This window comes from Pseudomonas sp. ASL3 (genome assembly GCF_056680425.1).
In genome coordinates this window covers 1,300,158-1,323,857 of sequence record NZ_CM155281.1, presented here as the reverse complement: position 1 = coordinate 1,323,857, position 23,700 = coordinate 1,300,158, and the positions used below count along the sequence as shown (strand labels likewise).

The following is a 23,700-nucleotide window of genomic DNA, read 5'->3' as shown; positions in this document are numbered from 1 at the left end:
CGCATCGGGTCGTTCTCTGCCGGTCCACACCCAAATGATTCCACTGGAATCATGGTGCCCAAGTGCCATGGTGATTCCAGTGGAATCACCTTGCACTTAACCATTTCCACCACCTGATGCTGGGGGATTCCCGCCCAAACCCGCTCCGCGCCTACCCATCATCGCCATGATGGCGGCCATTTCCTTACTCGCAACGGCCCGGTTGTATTCGGTCGGTTGATGTTGCCTGGCGACCGGCGACGGTTCCTGCCTAACCTGTCCTGCAACGGGAGCCGTAGAAGCCCGCGAAGCCGGACACCGCTCTCGATCAGGTCCCGCCTGAGCAACCAAATTAAACTCCCCATTCCGCGCCTTCTCGATCATCCCAAGCAGGTATCCAAACGGATTGCGCATCGAACCCTGCGCAAGCCGCGCAGCCCACTGATCAAGCACCGATTGCTGCAACTCAACCGAGATCAACGCCAACCCAGCCTGCGCTTTCTGCCTCTGGTCCGGCGGCAACCTCTCGAACGAGGCAGGCCACGCAATCCCGGTACTCGCGCCCGCACGCGGTACAGAGCTTTTACATACAGATGTATTTGTATAAGTACTTGTACTAGATGAGTTCGGATTCCGAACTCGGGCTGCAGGACCCGATTTTCCACTGGGTTCGGAATCCGAACTGGGGGCTGCACGATTCCGAACTGGGTGTTTTTTACTGAGTTCGGATTCGCTTGAGCCGAGTTCGGATTCGTGTGGCGCGTCAGTCGCAGGCGCTCGCCGGTTGGATGACTCCAGCCGCGACTTGGCCCATCCTTGATTGGCGACCCGCCGTTCCAGCACTTCCAGATGGCTCGGAAGCGTCTGGTCGCGGAGATGAGGATCCTGCATGAATTCCTCGAGCGTATTGGCCGCCACCTGGCGTATCGATTTATTGGCGTGGTTTTGTGAGTTGCCCACCAGTTGCAGGTAACTGCTATCCAGCAGCATCGCTTCTGAAATGCTGATGGGTTCGTCGTGCAGCAGGTAGATGTTGCCTTTCATTTGCCCGGTGACTTCGTCACGGACCCGCCCGGCCAGGCTCAGCCAGCGGGTCAGGCGCAAGGTGGTCAGGGCCTTGGCGACGGTCTCGCGAGACGCCAGCTTGTACGGCGACGAGGCCAGGTAGGGACGTAGCTGCTCGTAGGTTGGGAAGGACGTCAGGCCGTCGTCGTTGAGCAGCAACCGGAAAACCTGCCAGGCATTGCGCTCGAGCGGCGTCAGCCGATTATCCAGCAGAAGCCTTCGCGGGAAGGCTTCATGGGGATTGCCGGTGAATAGAATGCCGGTGCTTTCAGTGTCGAGAATGGGCGCCAGTGGCTGCGCGCCCGGTCGATCGGGTTTTGGGATTCGGGTTTGCTCACGACGTTTATCGCTCAAGGAACTGGAGGCAGAATCCAGTAAGGCATTCAGCGTGTCGAGGTTGCCCGGGGTGAACCTGCGCGACGTGTCGGGCATCAGACCAAGTCCTGTTCAATCCAGCCCTGAATCGTCGTCCAGACCATGGCCAGGTTGAGTGGCGGCAGCTGTTCAGTGAGCTGTATCGCTACGTTCAACAAGGCCCGGCTGTCACGGGGGGCGTCGGGAAACGCTTTGATCGCGTTGACCCAGTGATCCCATAACGCCCGCTCCTGCTCCTGGTTAACGGCAGGCCAGCGACCCCTTCGGTTCGGCATGCCGAGGATGTTGCGACGCAGCGCCACCTCCTTGGCCGACAGCCCGAACAGTTGGTGGATCATCGGCGAGCTCGCGCCTATCTTCAAAGCCCGCATGATCAGTTGATCTTCTTCGCAGCTCTTGGCTTGCGACAACAGACGTCGAACGACCAGACCGTCGACCACCACTTTGAACCAGGGAACCGGTGCGTTGACCAGCATGCTCATGCACTGCGGCTCGATAAGATCCTTGAGGTCCTGTTCGGCAAAGCCCATGGCCAGGCAGCTGCGTAGCTGACCATTACGGATGTCGTTGAGGATCTGAAAAGCCACTGCCAAATTTAATGGATGGGCCATGGATGTTTCTCCATTTCGAGGCGGACAGTCACGCCGTTGCTTCCAGTTCAATTAGCCGACGCGCGAGGCGCATGACACGAAAGATTTTGACCAGGGCGTGATCGCTGAGTCGGTCTGAGGTAGAGGCGATCCGAGACTCGAGTTTTGCGCAGCCCAGGATCAGTTGTCCCAGTTCAGCAGAAGTTTGAAACGTCTGATCCGCCTGGACTTGCGAATACCCGTTGAGAGCCTCGAGCAAGGTCATTGTCGTTGCGGTCAATGGGGTCAGTTTTTCGTCTGGGTCGGCCGTGCGTTTCAGGTAAAAACCAGTGCCCACATCGCTGCGCCACAGCTCCGTAGGACATCCAACTTCACTGATGACCTCGCTGACCAATCCGTAGATCTGGTTTCGCAGCTGCGCCGGCTCATCAATCTGTCGTTCGATGTACCAAAGATCCGAGATCGGGTGCAGACCTCCGACCTGCACGGGAATGGAGTGCAGGCACGACTCGTCGAAGTCCGGGATCGGCTCCCCGGTTGCTTCGGCGAGCTGCTTTTTCATCGTCTGAATACGCGGTGTCAGCCCGGGAATGGGCGTGATGACATGGGCTTGAGTTCGCTCCTGGTTCTCTTCCTCAGTTAACTCGGGCGCGCGCCTGGAGGCAGGCTCCGTCTGCGTAATGGTTTCAAGTACCTGATCAGAGGGTGATTGAGATTTTGTGCTCCGCGCTGGCTTTTCATCGCTGCCATCAGGAGGCTCGTCCTTCGGTTTCGGCGTCTCAATGACAAGGGGTTTCGCCTGTGGTGGAGGTGGGGGAACTGCAGACCCCACCACCTGCTGCTGTTGTGAATTCGCATCAAGAATATCCAGCTTGAGCCAGTTGTAATCCTTACCCAGTGGCTGCTGCATCTGATGAATCAGCTCGTCCTGAAAGCGCTCAAACTTGAAGTCACCGCTGTCATCAAAAGTGGCCAACACCTCAACGAACAATGACTCAAAGTCGACGGTGACTGTGGAAGTATCCGCATACTTCGCCCAGCTCTTGGCGGCATTGCGGCGCAGGTTGGTCAGGCGTTCGATTTGCGGTTTCCCAAGGCCTGAATAGAGCAGATTGGGGATGGCCGGCAGCAGGAAGTGAATGCAGTCGTGCATCTTGCTGATGTGGGGCTGGGACACCGGATAACCGTCGGCCGCCAGCCTGCGAGCCAGCTCTCTTTGTGAGATAGGCTCGTTGGTTTCCAGCTCATACAGCCCCTTGGCCCGCTCGATACCCAGTGCACGTTCAATGAAAGTCAGTTCCCCGTGTATATCGTTTTCAGCCAGGTGCCCGGTCAACGCGACGATGTCGCCGCGCTTGGGCCACGGGCGGAACAGGCAATTAATGCGGAAAAACTGTTCGTCGCGGGTTTCTCGCCACAGCTCATTGAGGATCGCAAGGCGGGTATTTCCGCCGTTGCGAATGATGAAATGCTCCTCCCCCGGCCGCCGGGTGATCGGCGGCGGCGCATCCAGCCCTCTGCTGAGAATCGATGCTTTGAGCTCATCGAAAAGCGGGTTGCGATTGATGCGTGGGTTGTACTCATAGGGTCGAAGCTTATCCAGCGCGATCACCATCGGCGTGTCCGCGACGGGGTCAGAAAGCTGGGTCACATTGGGGCCGTTGTTCATGAAAGATCCCTGCAGCAGTTTTCCTTTAATGTCGTCGCGGCTTAATGTCCTGGCGCCCATCAGGAACCTCCCTTGATCACACGGACGTCACTGCAGTCATCGATCTCTGGCGAATTGGCCGGCTCGCGAGAGCTGCCATCGTCTGCCAGGCCATAACCTGTCAGCCGATCGATCACTGCATTGGCTCGCCTCAATTCCTCTTCCAATTCGAAGCTGCGGAACAATCGATAAACAATCTCGGCGTTCATCGAGCGCTTGGTGAGTTTTGCCTGATCGGCGATCTGGCCTCTGAGTCCAGGCTCGGAAAACCGGACAACGAATTTTTCTCGATCAGTTCTGCGGCTGGTCATATTCAGCTCCCTCTTCAGTCTGCTTGCTGTGTTGTGCGCTCTCGTAGCGCAGATCACCGATTTCCAGTTTGACGACCTCGACATGCGTCCACTGCTCGACTCGGCAGGCCAGGGCGTAGACAAATTTCCCCGCATCGACACGACCATTTTTCAGTCGAAACACAACCGTGCAGTACTCGTGGGAATTGTCATTGGTGGTCTTCATGACGACCCTCCTCCACTGAGTAACTGCCACACTCCGGGCAAACCAAAATATCCAGTTCGCCGTCCGGTAAAATGGTGTCAGCGATACGGCGAATGGCCTTGTGTATCGGGAAGTCAGCAGTGCAATCCATGCAGGTTCCTCGTGGCAGAGGTGTCTTGTTCATGCTGTTGCTCCTTGCCAGTGCTTGGCGTCCAGATTGGCGAAACGGGTGTGCGCGGGGATGAAAGCGGTGTGCACAACGCCGGTCGGCCCGTTGCGGTGTTTACCGATGATCAGTTCGGCAATACCTTGATCGGCTGAATCGGGGTGATAGACCTCGTCGCGGTAGATAAACAACGTGAGGTCGGCGTCCTGCTCGAGGGCGCCGGATTCACGTAGATCGCCGTTATGCGGGCGTTTGTTGGGGCGGTTTTCCAGCGAGCGGTTGAGCTGAGAAAGCGCTACGACGGGGCAGTCGAACTCTTTGGCGACGGCCTTGAGTCCCGCGGAAATAGCAGCGATCTCCAGGTTGCGATTTTCTTTGCCGGGACACTGCATCAGTTGCAGGTAATCGACCATGATCAGGCTCGGCTTGCCGTATCGTCGGGCGGCTCGCCGGGCGCGGGCGCGCAAGGTGGCTGGTGTCAGCCCGGAGCTGTCGTCGACCACCAATCGCTCGCCGTAGGCATTGATTCTGGCGACTGCTGCAGTCAGCTTTGGCCAGTCTTCGTCCTCCAGCTGCCCCCGCATCAAATTGGCCAAATCCAACTGACCAAGAATCGCCAGCATCCGGAACATCAGCGCCTGAGCAGGCATTTCCAGGCTGTAGATCTGGACCGAATTGGTCTGGTTTTTTTGCAGCACCGCATCGACAAAATTCAACGCGAGACTGGTTTTTCCCATGGACGGACGCGCCGCGACGATGATCAGGTCGGCGTCCTGAAAACCGCCGGTTTTCTGATCCAGATCCGCGAGCCCGCTGGGGACGCCGGTCACGCCATCGCCGTGATTGAAGTTGAAATCGACCTGCTCCAGCACCTTCATCAGCGCATCGTTAACGTCGACAAAACTGTTGGGGGCACGCCCCTGTCCCAGTGCAAAAAGCTTCTGCTCGAAGCTCTCCTGCACCTCAGTGCTTTTCGCCTGATTGTCAGAGGCGCTGCGACTGCATTCGTGGCCCAGCATGATCAGCTGACGCAGATGAGAGCGCTCTCGAACGATCTCGGCATAGGCGCCGATGTTGGCGACTGAGGGTGTGTTCTTTGCCAGCTCCCCGAGGTAGGCAAGACCGCCCACCTCGTCGATTTCGACCAGCGATTCGGACAAGGTGACAACGTCGAACGGCGTATTGGTAGCCGCCAGCGCTTCAATGGCCTGATAGATCAAGCGATGTTCACGCTTGAAGAAGTCCTCAGGACCGATGGTGTCTGCGATCAACTCCCAAGCCTCGTTGTCGAGCATCAACCCACCGAGCACGCCTTGCTCGGCTTCGATGGAGTGAGGTGGCATCAGGTCGAAGAGGTTCACGAGGCCACCTCCTGATTCGCATTCCGCCGGCTGTTGAGCGTTTCTTTAGCCAATAACTCGAATTGCGGCTTCCACTCCGGAAACAACTCTACGGCTAGCGCTTTGATCACGCTAAACGCCGAGGGTGAGCGCCGATTCAGCGGCTGACGATATTCCAGACGATGAGCCGGCACGCCCTCGGTAGCCGCCCTACGGAAACTCACTGCCGCCGGGAGCGTAGTGTTGAGCAGATTGATCTGCGGATGATCCGCAAGGGTCTCGGTGAGGGACTGATAAATCAGGCTCGCGTCATTGGTGGCATCGAGCTTGTTGATCACGATGTTCAATGGCGGCGTATACACGCCCAACACTGAAAGCGGCTCCAGGTCCTTGAGCAGCTGCTGAGTCCCTCGATAAAACTCACGCGCGGCGAGCATGTCCGGGGTGATCGGTGAGATCGCCAGATCGGAGCAGAGCAACGCCATTTCCAGCATCACCGAGCGGGCGCCCTGGGTGTCGATCAACAGCAGATCGAAGTCATCGGCAAAGGCCGATACCAGGTTTTTCAGGCGTAACCGCCCGTCAGCCGCGTGCAGCAGCATGTTGCTGAGCTGGTTGAAGGGGTCGTTGGAGACGATAAGCGACAGGTTTGGGATGCAGGTCCGGGAAATGATCTGCTCAGTCCGGGTGTCGTTGTGAGCAATGAGCTGATACGTCCCGCCTTTCGCTTCGTGTTCGATGCGATAGAACGAAGACAGCGAGGGCTGGGTATCGAGGTCGATCAGGAGGGTACGGAGATGAGCGTCAGCGCAGAACGCGCCTAGATTCGCGGTCACCGTGGTTTTGCCCGGGCCGCCTTTGGTCGAAACGATTGATGCGATTTTCATGGTGCTTGCCTCTAAATCAAGTGATTAGAGACAGCGCATTGCACGTAGAAAACTGGAATGCTGATATTGTTACAAGACGTGTTTCATGGCCGTTGAGCATGATTTTTGAGTTTCTATGAGAAAGCTCAAAAATCATTGGGCCCTGGAAATTTCCTACGGGACCCCGCTCAACCCCTTGAAAAATCTGGCTCCACGACCTGGACTCGAACCAGGGACCCAATGATTAACAGTCATTTGCTCTACCAACTGAGCTATCGCGGAATGCGCCGTATGTTACTGATTGAAAAGAACAAGTCAAGTCTTCAATGAAAAAGACCCGCCCTACTCCGCTAAAAACGCCTTGATGCGCGGCACGATGAAGTCAGGCTGTTCTTCCATGATCCAATGACCGGCCTTGGGCACGATCAGACCTTTTACGTGGGTGAAACCCGCCTCGGCGAAGGTTTGCATGCCAACGCCGAGTGACTTTTCACCGCCCACAGCGAGTACGGGCACGTCCAGCTTGCCCGTCTTGGCGAGGCGCGTCTGGTTGTCCCTGGCATCCTGCGAGAATGCGCCGAATTGATTGAATGCGGCATGCATGGCACCAGGCTGGGCGTAAAGGCCTGCGTAGTGCTCGCGGGTTTGCTCATCGATCTTCGCCGGGTCGTATGACAATTCGTTATAGAAGCGATCCAGATAGATACGCTCACGCCCCGCCACCAGCCGCTCTACATCCGGGCCGCGGAAATTGAAGTGCCAGACAATCGGGTTCAGCAGAATATCGTTCCAGGGGCCGATGCCGGGCAGTGGCGCGTCCATCAGCACCAGACGGGTGACGCGGGCAGGAAATTGCGCGGTGAAGGAGTAGGCCACCATGTTGCCGATGTCATGGCCGACGACTTCGACCTTGCCGACCTTTAACGCGTCCAGAAGGCCTGCAATATCCAGGCCTTGGGTGTCTTTGTCGTAGCCGCCTTCGGGGCGACTGGACAGGCCCATGCCGCGAAGGTCCGGGACGATCACTGTATGATCGCTCGCCAATTCTTTAGCCAGCGGTTCCCACATGTCGCCGGTATCGCCGAAGCCGTGCAGCAACACCACTGCCGGGCCATGACCGCCGACACGAACATGCAAGGTAGTGCCGTTGGTTTGAATGTCTTCGATCTTGAAACTGGCGGGGAATGGCGTGACCGCCGACGCCGGAGCAGCAGCAAATATAGCGGCGAACGAGACGGCGATCAGTGATGCAGTCAGCTTGAGCATAGCGATGTCCTCGAGTGGATGAATACTTGCGGCGAGTGCACTGATTCAAAAGCATAGGCCGCCCCTGTGTCGGGCCGGCCTGAAACAGCCGGATTAAAGCGCTGCGTTCTGCGGGAACAGCGCGCGACGGGTTTCTTCGTCGAACTCGGCCTTGAGGGTCAGTTTTTCCTTCAGGCCGTGGGCGCGCTGCGCGGCCGGACGAGCACTGATTTCATCGAACAGACGCTTCACGTTCGGGTACGCAGTCAGGCCGCTTTCACCCAGCACGTAACCTGCGTAGTTGGCCCAGCCCCACAGCGCCATGTCGGCGATGCTGTAGTCGTCACCGGCCAGATAACGCGAGTTGGCCAGGCGCTGGTCGAGGACGCTGTAATGACGTTCGACTTCTTTCAGATAACGATTGCGAGCGTACGGTACGGCTTCCGGCGCGTGGTGCAGGAAGTGCACAGCCTGACCGGAAAACGGCGACAGACCGGTTGCGATGTACATCAGCCAGGACAACAGCTCACCTTGCTGTTCAGCGACTGGCAAGAAGCGGGCGTTTTTTTGCGCCAGGTACAACAGGATTGCGTGGGAGTCGAACACCTTGACGTCGCCGTCGGTCAGCGCCGGGACCTTGGCGTTCGGGTTGATGGCCAGGAACGCAGGCAGATGCTGCTCACCCTTGAACGTATCGACGGCGATCAGCTCGTACGGCGTTTGCAGTTCTTCAAGCAGCAGCGCGACTTTCATCGGGTTTGGCGAAGGGTGGAAAAAGAATTTCATGGGGACGGCCTCTTGAATTCGAATGAGTGGGCGGGTAGTGCCCAAGCGGTGGGTTACGCTGGAACAGAGGATGTGCCCGTCTCGTTCGAATGACGTACAATGATTTCGCTCTATTCATTCGAAGGAGTCGAACATGTTGTCCAGTGAAGATTTCGCCCTGCTCGAAGCCATCCGCGAAACCGGGAGTCTGTCCCGGGCGGCCGTGCGGCTGGGCAAAGCGCCGTCGACCATTTCCTATGCCGCCCGGCAATTGGAAGAGCGTTTCGATGCGCTGCTGTTCGACCGCCGCCGTTATCGCTTGCAACTCACGCCGGCTGGCGAACTGCTGGTGCAGGAGGCGGCGCGCCTGATGCTGGATATTTCCCGCCTGACCCAGCGCGTGCAGCAAGTGGCCAATGGCTGGGAAAGCCGGTTATGGATCGTCACTGACGAGTTGCTCGAATTCGAAACACTGCTGCCGGTGATCCGTGAGTTCGACGCGCTGGACTCGGGCGTACCGTTGCGCATGACCCATGAAGTGCTGAAGGGCGTCTGGGAGGTACTGCTCGAGGGCCGTGCAGACCTGGTGATCGGCGCGACCAACGAACCGCCGGCCATCCCGACGTTGCGCTGGTTTCAGCTGGGGGAAATGGAGTGGGTGTTTGCAGTTTCGCCCAGGCATCCCTTGGCCAAGGCCGTAGAACCCATCTCGCGAGCGGCCGTCAGCCAACACCGGGCGGTGGTGGTGGCGGACTCCTCCAGAGCCACCGAAGGCCGCACCTACGGCGTGTCAGGTGGGCAACCGGTACTCGCCGTGCCGAGCATGCGCGCAAAAATCCTCGCGCAACGCGATGGTCTCGGCGTCGGCTGGCTGCCCAGACACCGCGTCAGCTCGTTGCTTAAAAGCGGCGAGCTGATCGAAAAGCGCATGGCCGACCCTCGCGAACCGAACATTCTCTACGTCGGCTGGCGCGGGGACCACGAAGGACGGGCGCTCAGTTGGTGGCTGGAAAAACTCAAGCAGACCCATCTGGCAACCCGGCTGGTGCAGGGCAATGATCAGTTTAACTAAAGCTTAAAAGTTGGCTTTCAGCGCATCAAGGCCGCCCTGGTAGATGCCGGTGAACAGTTCGACGACCTCGGCATCCGTCACACCGATGGGGGTGAAGCTGCCCGACCACTGGACCTCTGTCGCCTGTTTGCCGGCCACTTCGCGAACCGCAATCGTCGCCAGATAATCGGTGACTGGGAACGGTCCCTGTTCAATCGAGTATGTGTAGGTACGCGCCTTGTTATCGTAGGTCTGGAGTCGCTCGACAATCACCGCGCCATCAGCGGTTTCCAGACGGCGCACGCGCCCACCCTCGCTCGCTTCACTTTTGCTAATGAATGGCAACCAGTCGGGCAAGGAGTCGAAGCCGCCCATCAGTTGCCATACGTGATCGGCAGTCGTTGGAATCTCAATCGTTGCAGACGCTTTAGCCACGGTATTTCTCCAAAATAGGGTTCAAGGGATCAGGATTCAATAAGCCGGAAAGGAATCAAATCGCCAGACTATCGACCACACCACCATCGACACGCAATGCAGCGCCCGTAGTAGCCGAAGACAACGGCGACGCAATGTAGACCACCAGGTTCGCGACTTCATCCACTTCAGCCGCGCGCTGGATGATCGATGTCGGGCGCGCGATCTTGACGAACGCATCGGCCTCTTCACGCGCGCTACGTCCGGAGGCTGCGATCGCGTCCTTGAGCATGTGCTCCAGGCCATCGGTGAAGGTCGGCCCCGGAAGCACAGCGTTGACGGTGACACCGGTACCCGCCAGACGTTTGGCCAGACCGTGGGACACCGCGAGGTTGGCGCTTTTGGTCACGCCGTAGTTGATCATGTCGGCTGGCGTGGCGATGCCGGACTCGGAAGAAATGAACACCACCCTGCCCCATTTGCGTTCGACCATACCCGGCACGTAATGACGCGACAGGCGCACGCCAGAGATGACATTGACGTCGTAAAACCGCAGCCACTCGCTGTCGGGTACATCAAAGAAATCGACGTCGTTAAAGATGCCAAGATTGTTGACCAGAATGTCTGCCATCGGCTCAGCCTTGAACAGTGCTTCGGCACCTTCGACCGAGCCCAGATCTGCAACCACACCGCGCACCTTCGCCTCAGGCAGCATCTTGAGAATCGACGAAGCGGCTTCGTCGACCTTGTCCTGTTGACGGCCAACGACCACCACCGTGGCGCCGGCCTGAGCCAGGCCCTTGGCGATGCCAAAACCGATACCGGCGGTAGACCCGCTGACAATGGCGACTTTGTTGGAAAGATCGATTTGCATGATTGACCTCGATTGGAGACTGAATGTTGCCTCGCTGCTGATGCCGGTGATGACGAAATCAGCAACGAGGCATGACGGTTACTGCTTGGCGTCGATGGGCAACGGGGCATTGCCCGCGACCAGGCCCGCTTGGCGCAATTCGCGCCAGAACTCTGGCGGAATCACCGCGTTGAGTGCTGCGACATCTTCAGCGATACGGCTTGGGCGACTGGCACCGGGAATAACCGCAGCCACCGCCGGGTTGGCCAACGAAAACTGCAAGGCGGCGGCTTTGATGTCGATGTTGAAACGCTGTGCAATGCTTTTGATCCGCTCGACCTTGGCGAGAATTTCAGACGACGCTTTCTGGTACTCGAAGTGCGCACCACCGGCCAGCACGCCAGAGCTGTACGGGCCGCCAACGACGATATCGACGTTGGCGGCCAGAGCGGCCGGCATCAAGCGCTGCAAGGCGCGGTCATGATCGAGCAGGCTATAGCGACCGGCCAGCAAGAAAGCGTCTGGTTGAGCTTCAGCCAGGTCCAGCGTCAGCTCACAAGGCTCGACCTTGTTTACGCCCAGCCCCCACGCCTTGATCACCCCTTCCTCACGCAGACGGGTCAGCACCCGGAAGGCGCCTTTGCGCGCAACGTTGAAGTATTCAAGCCACTCATCGCCATAGAAATCCTGAGCGATGTCATGAACCCAGACGATGTCCAGCCGATCAGTGCGCAGGCGCTTAAGGCTGCCTTCAATCGAACGCAGGGTCGCGTCCGCCGAATAATCGTTAACGATCTTGTTCGGGCGACCGTGTTCGAAAACACCGCTTTTTTCGCCCAGATCTCGGGCGGCCACGTCTTCGACTTCATCCAGAATCACCCGGCCGACTTTGCTGCTGAGTACGTATTGGTCCCGCGGGTGCCCTTCCAGTGCGGCGCCCAGACGGATTTCCGACAACCCGGAACCGTAGAACGGCGCGGTGTCGAAGTAACGAACGCCTTGCTCCCAGGCTGCTTCAACCGTGGCGGCGGCTTCTTCCTCTGGAATAGCCCGGAACATATTGCCCAATGGCGCGGTGCCAAAACCCAGAACACCTTGCAGTTTGTCTCTGAGACTCATGGATAAATCCTTCAAAAATAATTTCACGTAACCGTGAGGGTGTAGGGGATGGCGACATCTTCGCGATGGGCCGATCACTGCTTCGGGGCAAATCTTAGGTTGCGGGTCTTTGACCGTCCAAGACATAATTCGCCAGACTTAAGTCCCTAGAGGTCTCACATGATCGATCTACGCCAGCTCCGTTACTTCGTGGCGGTCGCCGAAGAAGAGCACGTTGGCCGCGCTGCGGAACGCCTGCATATTTCGCAATCGCCGCTGAGCCGGCAGATCGCGCAATTGGAAGAACGCCTGGGCCTGAACCTGTTCGAGCGCAGTCAACAGCGCATTCGGCTGACCATCGATGGCCAGACCTTTCTCGCCGAAACCCGCGCCTTCCTGACCCACGCCAATCGTCTGGAGTCCCTCGGTCGCCGCCTTGGCCGTGGCGAAGAAGGCGGTCTGTGCATCGGCTATATCGAAAACTCCATGCACTCCGGCGTGTTGCCCGATGCCTTGCGCGTCTTGCGCAGCTCCCGCCCCGGCGTGCATATCGCCCTGTACAGCCTGAACTCGACCGAGCAACTGGAAGGCCTGCGCCAGCGCAGTCTCGACATCGCGCTGGTCAGCGAACCACCGGCCAGCGACGACGCGGATCTGGACAGCGCACGCGTGCTGAATGATCCGATGTTGTTGGCGCTGCCTGAGCTGCATCCGCTGGCGCAGCAGGCAGAACTGAGCCCCGGTGATCTGGCCGAACAAGAGTGGATCGCGGTCTCTCACCGGCAGAGCAGCAGCAAGCACGACGATTTTGTTTCGGCCTGCGTGAAAGCCGGTTTCAACCCGGACATCCGCCTGGAAGCGACCGAACCGCTGACCGCGCTCGGCTTGGTGGCGGCGGGCCTGGGCGTATCGATGATTCAAAAAAGCCTGCGTCATAACGCCCCCAAAGGCGTAGTGCTGCGTGAGCTGCCGTGGCTGCTGTACACGACACCGCTGTGGGCTGCATGGCACCGGATCAATCTGCGCCCATTGGTGGCAACCTTCCGCCAGGTGCTGATCGAGGGCATCACCACCCGCAGCGGTGATTAAGCCGCGCTAGCCTTTGATAAAGCCCAGCAACTCTTCGTTGATCTGAGCAGCCAGCGTGGTGCACATGCCATGGGAGGCGCCGGGGTAGATCTTCAACGTCGAGTTTTTCACCAGCTTCGCGCTGAGCAGGCCCGAGGCCTTGATCGGCACAATCTGATCGTCGTCGCCGTGCAGGATCAGGGTCGGCACGTCGATTTTCTTCAAGTCCTCGGTAAAATCGGTTTCGGAAAACGCCTTGATGCAGTCCAGCTCGCCCTTGTACGAGCCGAGCATGCCCATGGCCCAGAACCAGTCGATGGTGCCCTCGGACTTCTCGACGCCACGGCGATTGAAGCCGAAGAACGGAACGGCCAGGTCCTTGAAAAACTGCGAACGGTTGGCGATGACCCCGGAGCGTATGCCGTCGAAAACATCAATCGGCAACCCTTCGGGGTTGGTCTCTGTTTTCAGCATCAGCGGCGGTACGGCACTGATCAGCACGGCTTTGGACACGCGCGAGGTGCCATGGCGACCGATGTAACGCGCCACTTCGCCGCCGCCGGTGGAATGGCCGACCATGATTGCGTTCTTGAGGTCGAGTTTCTCGAACAGCGCCGCCAAATCATCGGCGTAGGTGTCCATCTCGTTGCCGTCCCACGGCTGGCTGGATCGGCCGTGGCCTCGTCGATCGTGGGCGATCGCCCGATAGCCATGATTGCCGAGGAAAGCCATCTGGCTATCCCAGGCGTCGGCATCCAGCGGCCAGCCATGGGAGAACACCACCGGTTGCCCGGTCCCCCAATCTTTGTAGTAAATCTCGGTGCCATCTTTGACAGTCAGCGTACTCATAGCCGTGTTCCTCTGGTAATGAAGCTGTAGATGGTTCAAGGACGACACGTCGAACGACATGACAAATAGCGCCAATGCGCTGAACGTGTCGTGGACGTAAAGCCTAGACGCGATTGCGGACTGTGCAGCGTCATCACTGGCTCACGTGACCACCGGCATCACGGTTCAGACTCCATTCGTGACTTTTGCGCAAATGACTTTTGCTCAAACAAGGGTAGGTCCGGGTAAAGACCGCAGGGATACTCCGCACGGCTTTCTCGCATTCCCGTCCCGTTGCCGAGATCCCTGCCCCATGGTCCCCACCCTTAAAACCATCGCCTCACGTTTACGCCTCAAACAGCTGCGTCTGCTGATCGCCCTGGATGAGCAGGGTTCGCTGCACAAGGCCGCCGAACACATCTCGATCTCCCAACCCGGCGCGACCAAGGCCTTGCATGAGATCGAATCGATCCTCGGCATGCCGCTGTTCGAGCGCCAACCCAAAGGCCTGAAACCCAACGATCTGGGGCGTTGCGTGATTCGCTACGCACGGCTGATCTACAGCGACCTGGCGCACTTGCGCGAAGAAATAATCGGCATCACACAGGGCCATGGCGGGCGTTTGTCCGTGGGCGTGATCATGGGCGCCGTGCCGCTGTTGACTCGGGCCTTGAGCCGGCTCAGGGTCCGGCAAGCGGACCTGTCGGTGGAGGTTGTGGAAAACACCAGTGCGAATTTGCTTGGTCTGCTCGATCAGGGTCGCCTGGACCTGGCGATCTGTCGCACCAGCGTGAGTCAGCGATCAGGCGCCTACGATTGCCTGACCCTCAGTGAGGAGCCACTGTCGGTGGTGGCGAACCGGGCTCATCCGCTGGCCAGTGCGCAGTTGCTGGAACTGACGCAACTGAGCGATTACCGTTGGATCGTGTATCCAGTCAACATGCCCATGCGCCAGGCGCTGGAACGTGAGCTAAACGAAGCCGGCCTTGAGGTGCCACGCTACCCGCTGGAAACCGCCTCGACCTTCGCGACCTTGATGATGCTGCAAGAAGACCCGTCATTGGTGGCAGTCATTCCACGGGAAGTGGCCGAATTCGGCGAGAAATTCGGCCTGTTGGTTCAATTGCCGGTGGCACTGCGGGCATTGATCGAACCCTATGGCGCCATCAGCCGCATCGGCTCCGATCTGTCGCCTGCGGCGCTGTTACTGATCGAGGAACTCACCAAGCAGTTGCCGGGTTGACACGGCGAACATAGAACCTGTGTAGGAGATCCCGCCCCGTCATCGACGCCGCGCTGTCGCGCAGCAAACTCGGTCTCGATTCTGCCCGAAGGGCGTGGGAGCTGACTTGTCTGCGAAAGGCCGGGGTCGCGTCCGACACGAAGGACCTTCCAGCGATATCGCGTCCAGCCCATTTGCGACTGCTTCGGTCGGACGCGACCCCGGACCGATCGCAGACAAGTCAGCTCAGATTTTCGAAAATTCACTTCCGGCAGTTGACGAAGTAACAACACGGATCGACACCCGGTCTTTCGCCAGACATCGACAACCGGGCGACGCTTATTTAATGGGCGAAAAATTAGCCGCCATCAGCAACTTCGATTCCTGTTTTTCCAGCATCGGAAATGCCTTGGGCACAAAGTTATTCAGCCAATCCTGGTCTTGATAGAGCGCCGCTCTTTTTTCGATCCGCTCATCCAGGCTTTCATACGCCCAGATGTGAATCACCTGATTGAGTTCGCCAATTTCCGTGTACCACCACCCTACCAATGTGGTGTAGCGCGAGATCACCGGCAAACCCATTTCCTCGAAATGACGCAGGTATTCCTGCATCTTTCCGACTTGAATCGTGTACGTGCGCATTTCGTAAAACATTTGAATTCACCTGTTTAAATGGGTAAGTGAGTCATCGCCGGGAATTCAAAGCACCCGGTGGTAGGCGTTACTGATAATTCGTTCGATATCAACGGCGGTGGTCAGACGTGGGTTGACCAGTACGTTGCCGCTGCGCATGGAGTCGCTGACCATCTGCGGCAGGTAGTCGAGATCAACCCCCAGATCCTTGATGTTGTCGGGAATACCGATGGCTTTGTTCAGGGCGACCACGTAATCCACGACTTTGTGACCGCCCTGGGTCGCGCTCAGGCCGTCGACGCTCTCGCCCATGGCAATCGCGATATCGCGAAACCGTTCCGGACAGGCAGCCAGGTTGTACTCGATCACGTACGGCAACAGCGTGGCGTTGGCTATGCCGTGCGGGATGTTGAAGACGCCGCCAAATGTGTGGGAAATGGCGTGTACATTGCCCAGCTTCGACTGCGCGAAGGCTACGCCAGCAAGGAATGAACCCATCAACAGTTGCTCCCGGGCCTCGATGTCAGAGCCGACAAAAAACGCCCTGCGGAGATGGCCGCTGATCATCTTGATGGCTTGGATCGCCAGTGCCTGACTGACTGGATTCGCCTGCTTGGACACGTAAGACTCGATGGCGTGGGTCAGCGCATCCATGCCCGTGGCGGCGGTGATTGCCGGGGGTAACTTGAGGGTCAGTTCGGCATCGAGAATCGCCAGTTTCGGATACAGCCACGGGCTGATGATTACCGTCTTGAACATGGTTTTTTTATTGGTAAACACCGTGGATGCGGTGCACTCGCTGCCGGTGCCAGACGTCGTCGGAATCGCGAAGATCGGCAGCGGCGGATTGATCAACTTGTCAAAGCCTTCGTAATCCAGAATATGGCCCGGATTACAGGCCATCGCCGCGACACCCTTGGCGGTATCGATACTGCTGCCTCCGCCAACGCCGATCACTGAATCGCAACCATGACTTTTCAGAAATTCGACGGCATGATCCAACACGTCAGTCGACGGGTTGGGCTCGACGCCGGAAAACACTTCATAGGCAATAGATTCGGTGTTGAGTGACTGAAAAAAGCCTTCAAGTACCCCCGAGCGCAACAGGCCTTCATCGGTCACGATCAGCAATTTGTTTTGAATAAACGGTTTCAACAAGGCGCCGGCCTGTCGCGCAAGGCCGTTCCCACATTTCAGGGTGGTGGGAAAATAAAATTGAAACGAACTCATCGGGGCACTCCGGATTTTATTGGTCTTGGAACACGAGTCGCGAAGTCCTTCTCAGGCGGCCGAAAAGGCTCGGATCGCTGCGCCCCGAAACAGTAATAAGCGTCTCGGCGCGTTGATAATGAAAAGAGCTGATCCAGCGATAACCCTTTTTCATCCCCTGCCGTCGGCCATGCCCGTTACAGTGCTGGCTTCGCCGCAAACGGCCATCTTGTCCATCAACCAATAGGAGCATCGTCATGGATCTAGGCATATCAGGACGCTGGGCAGTGGTCTGCGCAGCCAGTAAAGGACTGGGCCTGGGCTGCGCTCGGGCGCTGGCCAAAGAAGGTGTCAATCTGGTGATCAATGCGCGGGGCAGCGAAGCGCTGGAGCACGCCGCACAACAATTACGCCTGCTTCATCCGCAGATTGAAGTGCGCACTGTGATCGGTGACGTCGCCGAACAGGCCGTGCGTGATGCTCTGCTGGCCGCGTGTCCGCAGGTCGACATCCTGGTCAACAACGCCGGTGGCCCGCCACCGGGCGACTTCCGTGACTGGCAGCGCGAGGACTGGCTCAAGGCACTGGATGCCAACATGCTGACCCCCATCGAGCTGATCAAGGCCACGGTCGACGGCATGGCCCAGCGTGGTTTCGGACGCATCGTCAACATCACCTCAGGGGCGGTCAAAGCACCGATCGACATCCTTGGCTTGTCCAACGGCGCGCGCAGCGGGCTCACGGGATTCATCGCCGGTCTGGCGCGGCAACCGCAGTTGGCCGGGCATAACGTCACGGTCAACAACCTGCTCCCAGGCTCCTTCGACACTGAGCGCTTGCAGAAAAACCTGAGTACCGTCGCGCAATCTTCCCAGTGCAGTGTAGAGAGCCTCAGTGATCAGTGGCGCCAGGAGATTCCCGCAGGGCGCTTTGGCAATGCCGATGAGTTCGGCGCACTGTGCGCGTTCACGTGCAGCGCCCATGCCGGTTACCTGACCGGGCAAAACCTGTTGCTCGACGGCGGCGCTTATCCAGGCACGTTCTGACCATTCCGAACGCCAGGGGATGACGCACGGTTATCCCCTTATCAAGTCCTCTCATTAGGCAGCATGGGGAGGCGCTCTTACAGTTGGGCACCTGGTTTTTCACACCACTGTATCCACAACAATAAGAGCCGCCCCCATGAAAACACTCAACGCTCAGGGGCTGCCGATGGCAGCTTTGAACGCCGCTGTACGCCCGACCAGCGTCCGCTGGCGGATATTCCTGATCATGCTGTTACTGACCGCGATCAACTACATGACCGTGCATCACTGTCGGTGGCACTGCCGCTGATCTCCAGCGAATTCGAACTCCCGCCCGCGCTGGAAGGCCTGATGCTCAGCGCATTTTTCTGGTCCTACGCGTTGATGCAGATCCCTGGCGGCATGCTGCTCGACCGGTTTCAGACTCGCCGCATCATCGTCATCGCCACCGTTGCCTGGGGCAGTTTTCAGGCGTTGGCGGCCGGTTCGCATAGCTGGATCATGCTGCTCATCACCCGCATGGGCCTGGGCGTTGCCGAATCACCGATCATGCCAGCCGGCGCCAAACTCAATGGCGCCTGGCTGACACCCAATGAACGCGGACGCGGCGCGGTACTGGTCGATGGTGGTGCACCGCTGGGCAGTGCATTCGGTGCGATCATCATTGCCGGGCTGATCGGCTGCTTCGATTCCTGGCGCATCGCCTTTGTCATCGCCGGCGTCGGCACCATGCTCGCGGGCGTGCTGGCCTGGAAATACATCCGCAATCACCCCTCTGAACACCCTGGCGTCAATGCGGCGGAGCTGGCCCACATCACCGACGCCAACGCCGCCATCAGCCGGCCACAAGGCGACAGCAGCGTGCCACTCAAAGCATTGCTCAAGGACCGTTCGGTACTGGCGATGTTCGCCGGTTACTGCTGCATTCTCAGCGTGTTTTACGGGCTGCTGACCTGGATGCCCAGCTACTTGCACAAGACCCATGGCCTGGACATTTCCGCCATGGGCGGCGCGACCTTTCTGATCTTCATGTGCGGTTTCGTCGGCGAATTGATCGGCGGCTACCTGGGCGACAAATGGAAATCCACCGGTGCCTCGCCCAATCTGGTGATGCGCAGCATGTTCAGCGGATCGGCACTGATCGCCGCGCTGTGCATGCTGGCCGTGGCCTACACACCCGACGCCAGCACCGCCATCGGCCTGCTGTGTGTGGCGTTGTTCTTCATCCGCTGGTGCGGCATGTACTGGTGCATTCCCTCGATCGTCGGCGGCACCTCAAGGACAGGCGTATTGGCCGGCACCATGAACTTCTGCGGCAACATGGCCGGCGTGATCGTGCCGATCCTGATCGGCCTGATCGTACAGTTCACCGGCTCGTACTTTCTGGTGCTGATCTTCTTCGTGGTCATGGCCGTGCTGCTGGCGATCTTCTCCAGCCTGATCGACTACCGCGAGCGGGGGTTGGCTTGAATCAATCCCGAGCAACGATCACCTGCCCGGGCGACTGCTTCAGATGCATGCCGGTTCCTTGCCGATCAATTGCAGCAAGCGTTCGAGGGTTTGCTCGATAGGCCCGGAGTTGTCCAACAGCCACAGCGCCTTGTTCTCGGCCGCCATCAAGGCCGCAGCGAAATCGGCATTACGCGCCAAACGTGCCTCGATCTCCGGCAGCGACTCGCGACCACGGGCCAGCAAACGCTGGCGCAACACCGCCTGATCCACCATCAGCAGCAGCGCGAGCAACCCCGGATAGCGTTGACGCGCCTGAGGCAAGTGGCCACGCGAGCCGTTGACCAGCACATCCAGCCCGGCCTCCAGCCACTCGTCGATTTCTTTCGGAATCCCGTAGTGCAAGCCATTGGCTTGCCAGCTCAAGGCGAGAGCGCCGTCGGCGTGCAGCGTCGCGAATTCCTCGACGCTGACCGCCTGCGCCGCCTCACCGACCGCCTCGGCCGAACGGGTGATGACCCGCCGCACCATCCGGCAACCCTGGTGGGCCAACGATTCGCGGGCAGCATCCAGCAGGCTGTCCTTGCCCGAACCTGAAGGTCCGATGAGATAGATCAACCTGCCTGCCATCAAAACACCCTCTTCGCTTGTCGCCAGACCTGTTGAATCATCGTTGTTCCGGGCCGCCAACAGAAACGCCGCCCGCAAGACTGGGCCCGATAGTAATCGCTGGAGAGAATATCCAGTAGCCCTGCTTTAGCAAGGTCTGCCACCACCACGTTGCCCGGGTGCGAACCGCTGCCCACAACCGGTTCGATGAGCGTATCGTGCTTAAGTACCCGGTTTGATAGCTCTTTCGACGTGGGGGATCAGATACATGAGTGCTGTGCAGCGCCTCAACTACTTGCTGGTTCTGTTACTGAGCTGCCTGCCGCTTGTCGCTCAGGCCACCTCCAAACCCCAGCCGCCCCCTCAGACAAAATCCGAACCAACCCTCGCCGACCGTGGCTCGGCGCATTACCGGTTCGAGCGTTTGCACGTGGACTCCGCAGACGGCCAGCGTCGCTATCGCCTCGACCTCGCCATTCCCCGCCGCGCCGCACCCACTGCAGGCTACCCGGTCGTCTATCTACTGGATGGCAACAACGTCATGGCCGAGCTACGCGAAGACTGGCTGGCGGAACTGGACGCAGGCAACCCACCCGTGCTGGTGATGATCGGCTACGACATTGAAGAGCGTTACGACATGGACCTGCGGACACGGGACTACACCGGGGCCAGTTCGGCCGAGTTTCTGACGGTCGTCGAGTCACGCATCAAGCCGCTGGTGCAAACACAACAGCCCATCGACCGGACGCGGCAGATGTTGTGGGGGCACTCTTTCGGCGGCCTGTACGTGCTCTACGCGTTGTTCGAACATCCCGGCGCTTTCCAGACCTACGTCGCGGCAAGCCCCTCGCTCTGGTTTCAACCCGAGACATTCGCCAAAGGCAGCCGCTTCCAGGGCATCCAGGAGGGTTCGACACGACAGGTGCTGATCTTGCGCGGCTCAAAGGAAGGCACTCCGCCAATAGCTCAATTTGATGGAGGGTCGCCTGACCGCAGGAAAGCCATGGCCGCCGTGCCCGCCGATGCCAACCTACAGTTGGCCCGACACCTGGCGTCATTACCGGGAATGAATGCCAGCTACCGTGAGTTCGCCGGGCTCGCCCACGGCGAGATGTTCACCGCCGCACTTTACCCGGCGCTGCGGCTGGCGGCGGGATTGAAGGAAGAGCCCTGAAGCACGGGCCCGACCATCACCCCTTGGCGTATTCCTTGAGGTAACCCAGCAGCTTGGTCACTGCCGCCGACAACGGCCGTGATTGTCGGGTCAGCAGCCCGATATTGACCATGGAGATGGGCAACTCGACTGGCAGGATAGCGACCATGCCGTAGCGCAAGTAATGCTCTGCCACGTCATTGGGCACCACGGCAATCATGTCTGAGGCCTCGATCATGGAGGTGGTCGCCAGAATCGAGGCGGTTTCGACAATATCCAGCGCTTCGACCATGCCCCCCGCCTTCAGCGCGCTTTCCACCCTGCGGCGCATCGGGCTGCCGATGGGATGGAGTATCCAGGTCATGGGCACCAGGTCGGCCAGGCTCAGCCTGGCGACAGTGGCTAACGGATGACCAGGCCGGGCGATGACGCGCATCTGTTCGCCCTTTTCGAACAGCTCGATTTTCAGGTCCTGGCTGCCGGTCTGATCCGGCAAGCGCCCCAGCACCACATCGAAGTCGCCGCGAATCAACGCAGGCAACAGCGTGTCGCTGGTGCCTACCTCGATGGAAATGCGCACCTTCGGGTTATCGGCCTTGAACGCCAGCACGCCACGGGTCAACAACGTCGGCACCGGGCCCATCACCGTGCCGATGCGCACCAACCCCGACGCACCGCGCGCCAGCTCGGCGAGCTGCGCTTCAGCATGTTCGAAGTCATGAATCGCACCCTGGGCGTAGCGAATCATCACTTCGCCGTACAGTGTCGGCTCCATGCCTCGGGGCAAGCGCTCGAACAGTCGGGCATCCAGCCGCTCCTCCAACTGCTGTAACAACAGGCTCGCGGCAGGCTGGGTGGTATGCATCGCCGCGGCGGCCCGACGCAGGTTGCGGAACTCGCCCAGTGCGTTGAGCAGAGCAATTTGGCGACTGGAAATCTTCAACGGGCTGAAGGTTTTCAGTGGGACGTTGCTGGGAAGCAGGGGCGTTGGCGGCTTGCCTGACATATTGATTTTGATATCCATGGATACGAATCGACGATTATACCTGTATCGCTACCCGCCCTACAGTCGAGCTCCCAAGTGGTCACTAACCAAAAGAGTCCGCCATGAGCATTCGAATCACCCACCTGAGCGTTCGCGACATCCGCTTCCCTACTTCACAGTCACTGGACGGCTCCGACGCCATGAACTCCGCGCCAGACTATTCGGCGTCCTATGTGGTGCTGCACACCGACTCGACACAAGGGTTGGAAGGGCATGGCCTGACCTTCACCATCGGCCGAGGCAACGAGATCTGCGTCTCTGCCGTGCAATCGTTGGCGCCGCTGATCGTCGGTCTGAGCCTGGAAGAGATCACCGCCGACATGGGGGCCTTCTGGCACAACATTACGGTCGGCGACAGCCAACTGCGCTGGCTAGGCCCGGAAAAAGGGGTGATTCATCTGGCCACCGCCGCCATCGTCAACGCGGTGTGGGACCTGTGGGCCAAGACCGAAGAAAAGCCGGTATGGAAGCTGCTGGCGGACATGACACCCGAAGAGCTGGTCCGTTGCCTGGACTTCAGCTATGTGACCGACGCCATCACCCCGCAAGAAGCCATCGCGCTGCTGCGCCGTCTGGCCCCGAGCAAAGCCCAGCGTGAAACCCAGATGCTGCGCGAAGGCTATCCCGGTTACACCACGGCCCCAGGCTGGCTGGGTTATTCGGAAGAAAAAATGCGCCGACTGGCCCGTGAGGCCGTGGCCGAGGGTTGGACCCACTTCAAGCAGAAAATCGGCGCCAACCTCGAAGACGACATGCGCCGCGCCGCGATCCTGCGCGAAGAAATCGGTTGGGATCGCACCCTGATGATGGACGCCAACCAGGTCTGGAGCGTCGATGAATCGGTGCAGAACATGCGTCAACTGGCCGCCTTCGACCCGTGGTGGATCGAGGAACCGACCAGCCCGGACGATATTCTTGGCCACGCGACCATTCGCCGGCGAATCGCGCCGATTGGCGTCGCTACCGGCGAGCACTGCCATAACCGGGTCATGTTCAAGCAAATGTTCCAGGCCCAGGCACTGGACTTCTGCCAGTTGGACGCGGCCCGCCTGGGCGGCCTCAACGAAGTGCTGATCGTGTTGCTGATGGCCGCCAAATTCGGTGTGCCCGTGTGCCCCCATGGCGGCGGTGTCGGCCTGTGCGAGTACGTCCAGAACATCTCGTTGTTCGACTACATCGCGGTCTCGGGTTCACTGCAAAATCGGGTACTGGAATACGTCGACCATCTGCACGAACACTTCCTTGAACCCGTGGTCATTCGCAAAGGCCGCTACATGCCACCGCAGCGCCCTGGCTACAGCATCGAAATGACCGCAGACACCCTGGAGCGCTACCAATACCCCAACGGCCCGGTCTGGACGGATCTTGCCCAATCCTGATCGATAAGCCCCGCTGCCGTTAGCGCAACGGCACAATGGCGCCCTTTGCACCGGGCGCCATGACTCGCGC

General features: G+C 59.1%; 24 protein-coding genes, 1 tRNA gene and 1 pseudogene. 7 read left to right on the top strand and 19 right to left on the bottom strand.

All coding sequences use genetic code 11. The features are described from left to right. Positions 1–96: 96 nt before the first annotated feature. From AC1MEE_RS06025 to AC1MEE_RS05975, 11 genes are all read right to left on the bottom strand, one after another. Positions 97–1,476 carry an STY4528 family pathogenicity island replication protein gene (locus tag AC1MEE_RS06025; protein ID WP_480414404.1) on the bottom strand — a complete coding sequence of 460 codons (1,380 nt, stop codon included), beginning with the start codon at positions 1,474–1,476 and terminating at the stop codon, positions 97–99. Beyond that, the gene (locus AC1MEE_RS06020) at positions 1,476–2,030 is read right to left on the bottom strand and encodes a DUF2857 domain-containing protein (protein ID WP_480414403.1); all 555 of its coding nucleotides are present in this window, start codon (positions 2,028–2,030) and stop codon (positions 1,476–1,478) included. The genes AC1MEE_RS06025 and AC1MEE_RS06020 overlap by 1 nt, the downstream gene beginning before the upstream one ends. Before the next feature lie 28 nt (positions 2,031–2,058). Then, positions 2,059–3,738 (bottom strand): ParB family protein, encoded by a 1,680-nt coding sequence (locus AC1MEE_RS06015; protein ID WP_480414402.1) that lies wholly within the window; start codon positions 3,736–3,738, stop codon positions 2,059–2,061. Further along, positions 3,738–4,028 carry an Arc family DNA-binding protein gene (locus AC1MEE_RS06010; protein ID WP_480414401.1) on the bottom strand — a complete coding sequence of 97 codons (291 nt, stop codon included), beginning with the start codon at positions 4,026–4,028 and terminating at the stop codon, positions 3,738–3,740. Before AC1MEE_RS06010 ends, AC1MEE_RS06015 begins: the two co-directional genes overlap by 1 nt. Then, positions 4,009–4,233, bottom strand: coding sequence for a hypothetical protein (locus AC1MEE_RS06005; protein ID WP_480414400.1), 225 nt, complete (start codon positions 4,231–4,233; stop codon positions 4,009–4,011). The genes AC1MEE_RS06010 and AC1MEE_RS06005 overlap by 20 nt, the downstream gene beginning before the upstream one ends. Further along, positions 4,217–4,396, bottom strand: a complete 180-nt coding sequence (locus AC1MEE_RS06000; RefSeq protein WP_480414399.1) for a hypothetical protein — start codon at positions 4,394–4,396, stop codon at positions 4,217–4,219. The genes AC1MEE_RS06005 and AC1MEE_RS06000 overlap by 17 nt, the downstream gene beginning before the upstream one ends. Further along, entirely contained in the window at positions 4,393–5,739 is a 1,347-nt protein-coding gene (gene dnaB / locus AC1MEE_RS05995; protein WP_480414398.1) for a replicative DNA helicase, read from the bottom strand. The genes AC1MEE_RS06000 and dnaB overlap by 4 nt, the downstream gene beginning before the upstream one ends. Next, complete coding sequence (locus AC1MEE_RS05990) at positions 5,736–6,605, bottom strand: ParA family protein (protein WP_480414397.1); 870 nt, start codon at positions 6,603–6,605, stop codon at positions 5,736–5,738. The genes dnaB and AC1MEE_RS05990 overlap by 4 nt, the downstream gene beginning before the upstream one ends. 185 nt (positions 6,606–6,790) lie before the next feature. Further along, positions 6,791–6,866, bottom strand: a tRNA-Asn gene (locus AC1MEE_RS05985). A gap of 60 nt (positions 6,867–6,926) precedes the next feature. Further along, on the bottom strand, positions 6,927–7,850 hold the full coding sequence (locus tag AC1MEE_RS05980; protein WP_480414396.1) for an alpha/beta fold hydrolase: 924 nt from the start codon (positions 7,848–7,850) through the stop codon (positions 6,927–6,929). 93 nt (positions 7,851–7,943) lie between these two features. Next, positions 7,944–8,615, bottom strand: coding sequence for a glutathione S-transferase family protein (locus AC1MEE_RS05975; protein ID WP_480414394.1), 672 nt, complete (start codon positions 8,613–8,615; stop codon positions 7,944–7,946). A 133-nt stretch (positions 8,616–8,748) separates the two neighbouring features. Between AC1MEE_RS05975 and AC1MEE_RS05970 the strand changes: the two genes are divergently transcribed. After that, entirely contained in the window at positions 8,749–9,666 is a 918-nt protein-coding gene (locus AC1MEE_RS05970) for a LysR family transcriptional regulator (protein WP_480414392.1), read from the top strand. A 3-nt stretch (positions 9,667–9,669) separates the two neighbouring features. On the opposite strand, the gene AC1MEE_RS05965 is transcribed toward AC1MEE_RS05970, so the two are convergent. From AC1MEE_RS05965 to AC1MEE_RS05955, 3 genes are all read right to left on the bottom strand, one after another. Continuing rightward, the gene (locus AC1MEE_RS05965) at positions 9,670–10,080 is read right to left on the bottom strand and encodes an SRPBCC family protein (RefSeq protein WP_480414391.1); all 411 of its coding nucleotides are present in this window, start codon (positions 10,078–10,080) and stop codon (positions 9,670–9,672) included. A gap of 55 nt (positions 10,081–10,135) precedes the next feature. Continuing rightward, positions 10,136–10,933 carry an SDR family NAD(P)-dependent oxidoreductase gene (locus tag AC1MEE_RS05960; RefSeq protein ID WP_480414390.1) on the bottom strand — a complete coding sequence of 266 codons (798 nt, stop codon included), beginning with the start codon at positions 10,931–10,933 and terminating at the stop codon, positions 10,136–10,138. Positions 10,934–11,011: 78 nt separating this feature from the next. After that, the gene (locus AC1MEE_RS05955) at positions 11,012–12,031 is read right to left on the bottom strand and encodes an aldo/keto reductase (RefSeq protein WP_480414388.1); all 1,020 of its coding nucleotides are present in this window, start codon (positions 12,029–12,031) and stop codon (positions 11,012–11,014) included. Positions 12,032–12,190: 159 nt separating this feature from the next. Here AC1MEE_RS05955 and AC1MEE_RS05950 point away from each other — a divergent pair, with 159 nt between their 5' ends. Further along, entirely contained in the window at positions 12,191–13,099 is a 909-nt protein-coding gene (locus AC1MEE_RS05950; protein WP_480414387.1) for a LysR substrate-binding domain-containing protein, read from the top strand. A 6-nt stretch (positions 13,100–13,105) separates the two neighbouring features. Here AC1MEE_RS05950 and AC1MEE_RS05945 read toward each other — a convergent pair whose 3' ends face one another. Then, positions 13,106–13,927, bottom strand: coding sequence for an alpha/beta fold hydrolase (locus AC1MEE_RS05945; protein WP_480414386.1), 822 nt, complete (start codon positions 13,925–13,927; stop codon positions 13,106–13,108). A gap of 292 nt (positions 13,928–14,219) precedes the next feature. Here AC1MEE_RS05945 and AC1MEE_RS05940 point away from each other — a divergent pair, with 292 nt between their 5' ends. Beyond that, the gene (locus AC1MEE_RS05940) at positions 14,220–15,149 is read left to right on the top strand and encodes a LysR family transcriptional regulator (RefSeq protein WP_480414385.1); all 930 of its coding nucleotides are present in this window, start codon (positions 14,220–14,222) and stop codon (positions 15,147–15,149) included. A gap of 318 nt (positions 15,150–15,467) precedes the next feature. Here the strand turns inward: AC1MEE_RS05940 and AC1MEE_RS05935 are convergent, their stop codons facing one another. Further along, positions 15,468–15,782, bottom strand: a complete 315-nt coding sequence (locus AC1MEE_RS05935; RefSeq protein ID WP_480414384.1) for an NIPSNAP family protein — start codon at positions 15,780–15,782, stop codon at positions 15,468–15,470. 45 nt (positions 15,783–15,827) lie between these two features. Continuing rightward, positions 15,828–16,991 (bottom strand): iron-containing alcohol dehydrogenase, encoded by a 1,164-nt coding sequence (locus tag AC1MEE_RS05930; protein ID WP_480414383.1) that lies wholly within the window; start codon positions 16,989–16,991, stop codon positions 15,828–15,830. A 236-nt stretch (positions 16,992–17,227) separates the two neighbouring features. Here AC1MEE_RS05930 and AC1MEE_RS05925 point away from each other — a divergent pair, with 236 nt between their 5' ends. Beyond that, complete coding sequence (locus tag AC1MEE_RS05925) at positions 17,228–18,016, top strand: SDR family oxidoreductase (protein WP_480414382.1); 789 nt, start codon at positions 17,228–17,230, stop codon at positions 18,014–18,016. 136 nt (positions 18,017–18,152) lie between these two features. Beyond that, positions 18,153–19,465 (top strand): annotated as a pseudogene (locus AC1MEE_RS05920) (MFS transporter). Between the two features lie 39 nt (positions 19,466–19,504). Here the strand turns inward: AC1MEE_RS05920 and phnN are convergent. Continuing rightward, positions 19,505–20,074 (bottom strand): phosphonate metabolism protein/1,5-bisphosphokinase (PRPP-forming) PhnN, encoded by a 570-nt coding sequence (gene phnN / locus AC1MEE_RS05915; protein ID WP_480414381.1) that lies wholly within the window; start codon positions 20,072–20,074, stop codon positions 19,505–19,507. A gap of 247 nt (positions 20,075–20,321) precedes the next feature. On the opposite strand from phnN, the gene AC1MEE_RS05910 reads away from it, so the two are divergent. Further along, positions 20,322–21,227 (top strand): alpha/beta hydrolase, encoded by a 906-nt coding sequence (locus tag AC1MEE_RS05910; protein ID WP_480414380.1) that lies wholly within the window; start codon positions 20,322–20,324, stop codon positions 21,225–21,227. 16 nt (positions 21,228–21,243) lie between these two features. On the opposite strand, the gene AC1MEE_RS05905 is transcribed toward AC1MEE_RS05910, so the two are convergent. After that, positions 21,244–22,230 carry a LysR family transcriptional regulator gene (locus AC1MEE_RS05905; protein ID WP_480414379.1) on the bottom strand — a complete coding sequence of 329 codons (987 nt, stop codon included), beginning with the start codon at positions 22,228–22,230 and terminating at the stop codon, positions 21,244–21,246. An 83-nt stretch (positions 22,231–22,313) separates the two neighbouring features. Here AC1MEE_RS05905 and AC1MEE_RS05900 point away from each other — a divergent pair, with 83 nt between their 5' ends. Further along, the gene (locus tag AC1MEE_RS05900) at positions 22,314–23,630 is read left to right on the top strand and encodes an L-fuconate dehydratase (protein WP_480414377.1); all 1,317 of its coding nucleotides are present in this window, start codon (positions 22,314–22,316) and stop codon (positions 23,628–23,630) included. Positions 23,631–23,700: the final 70 nt, after the last annotated feature.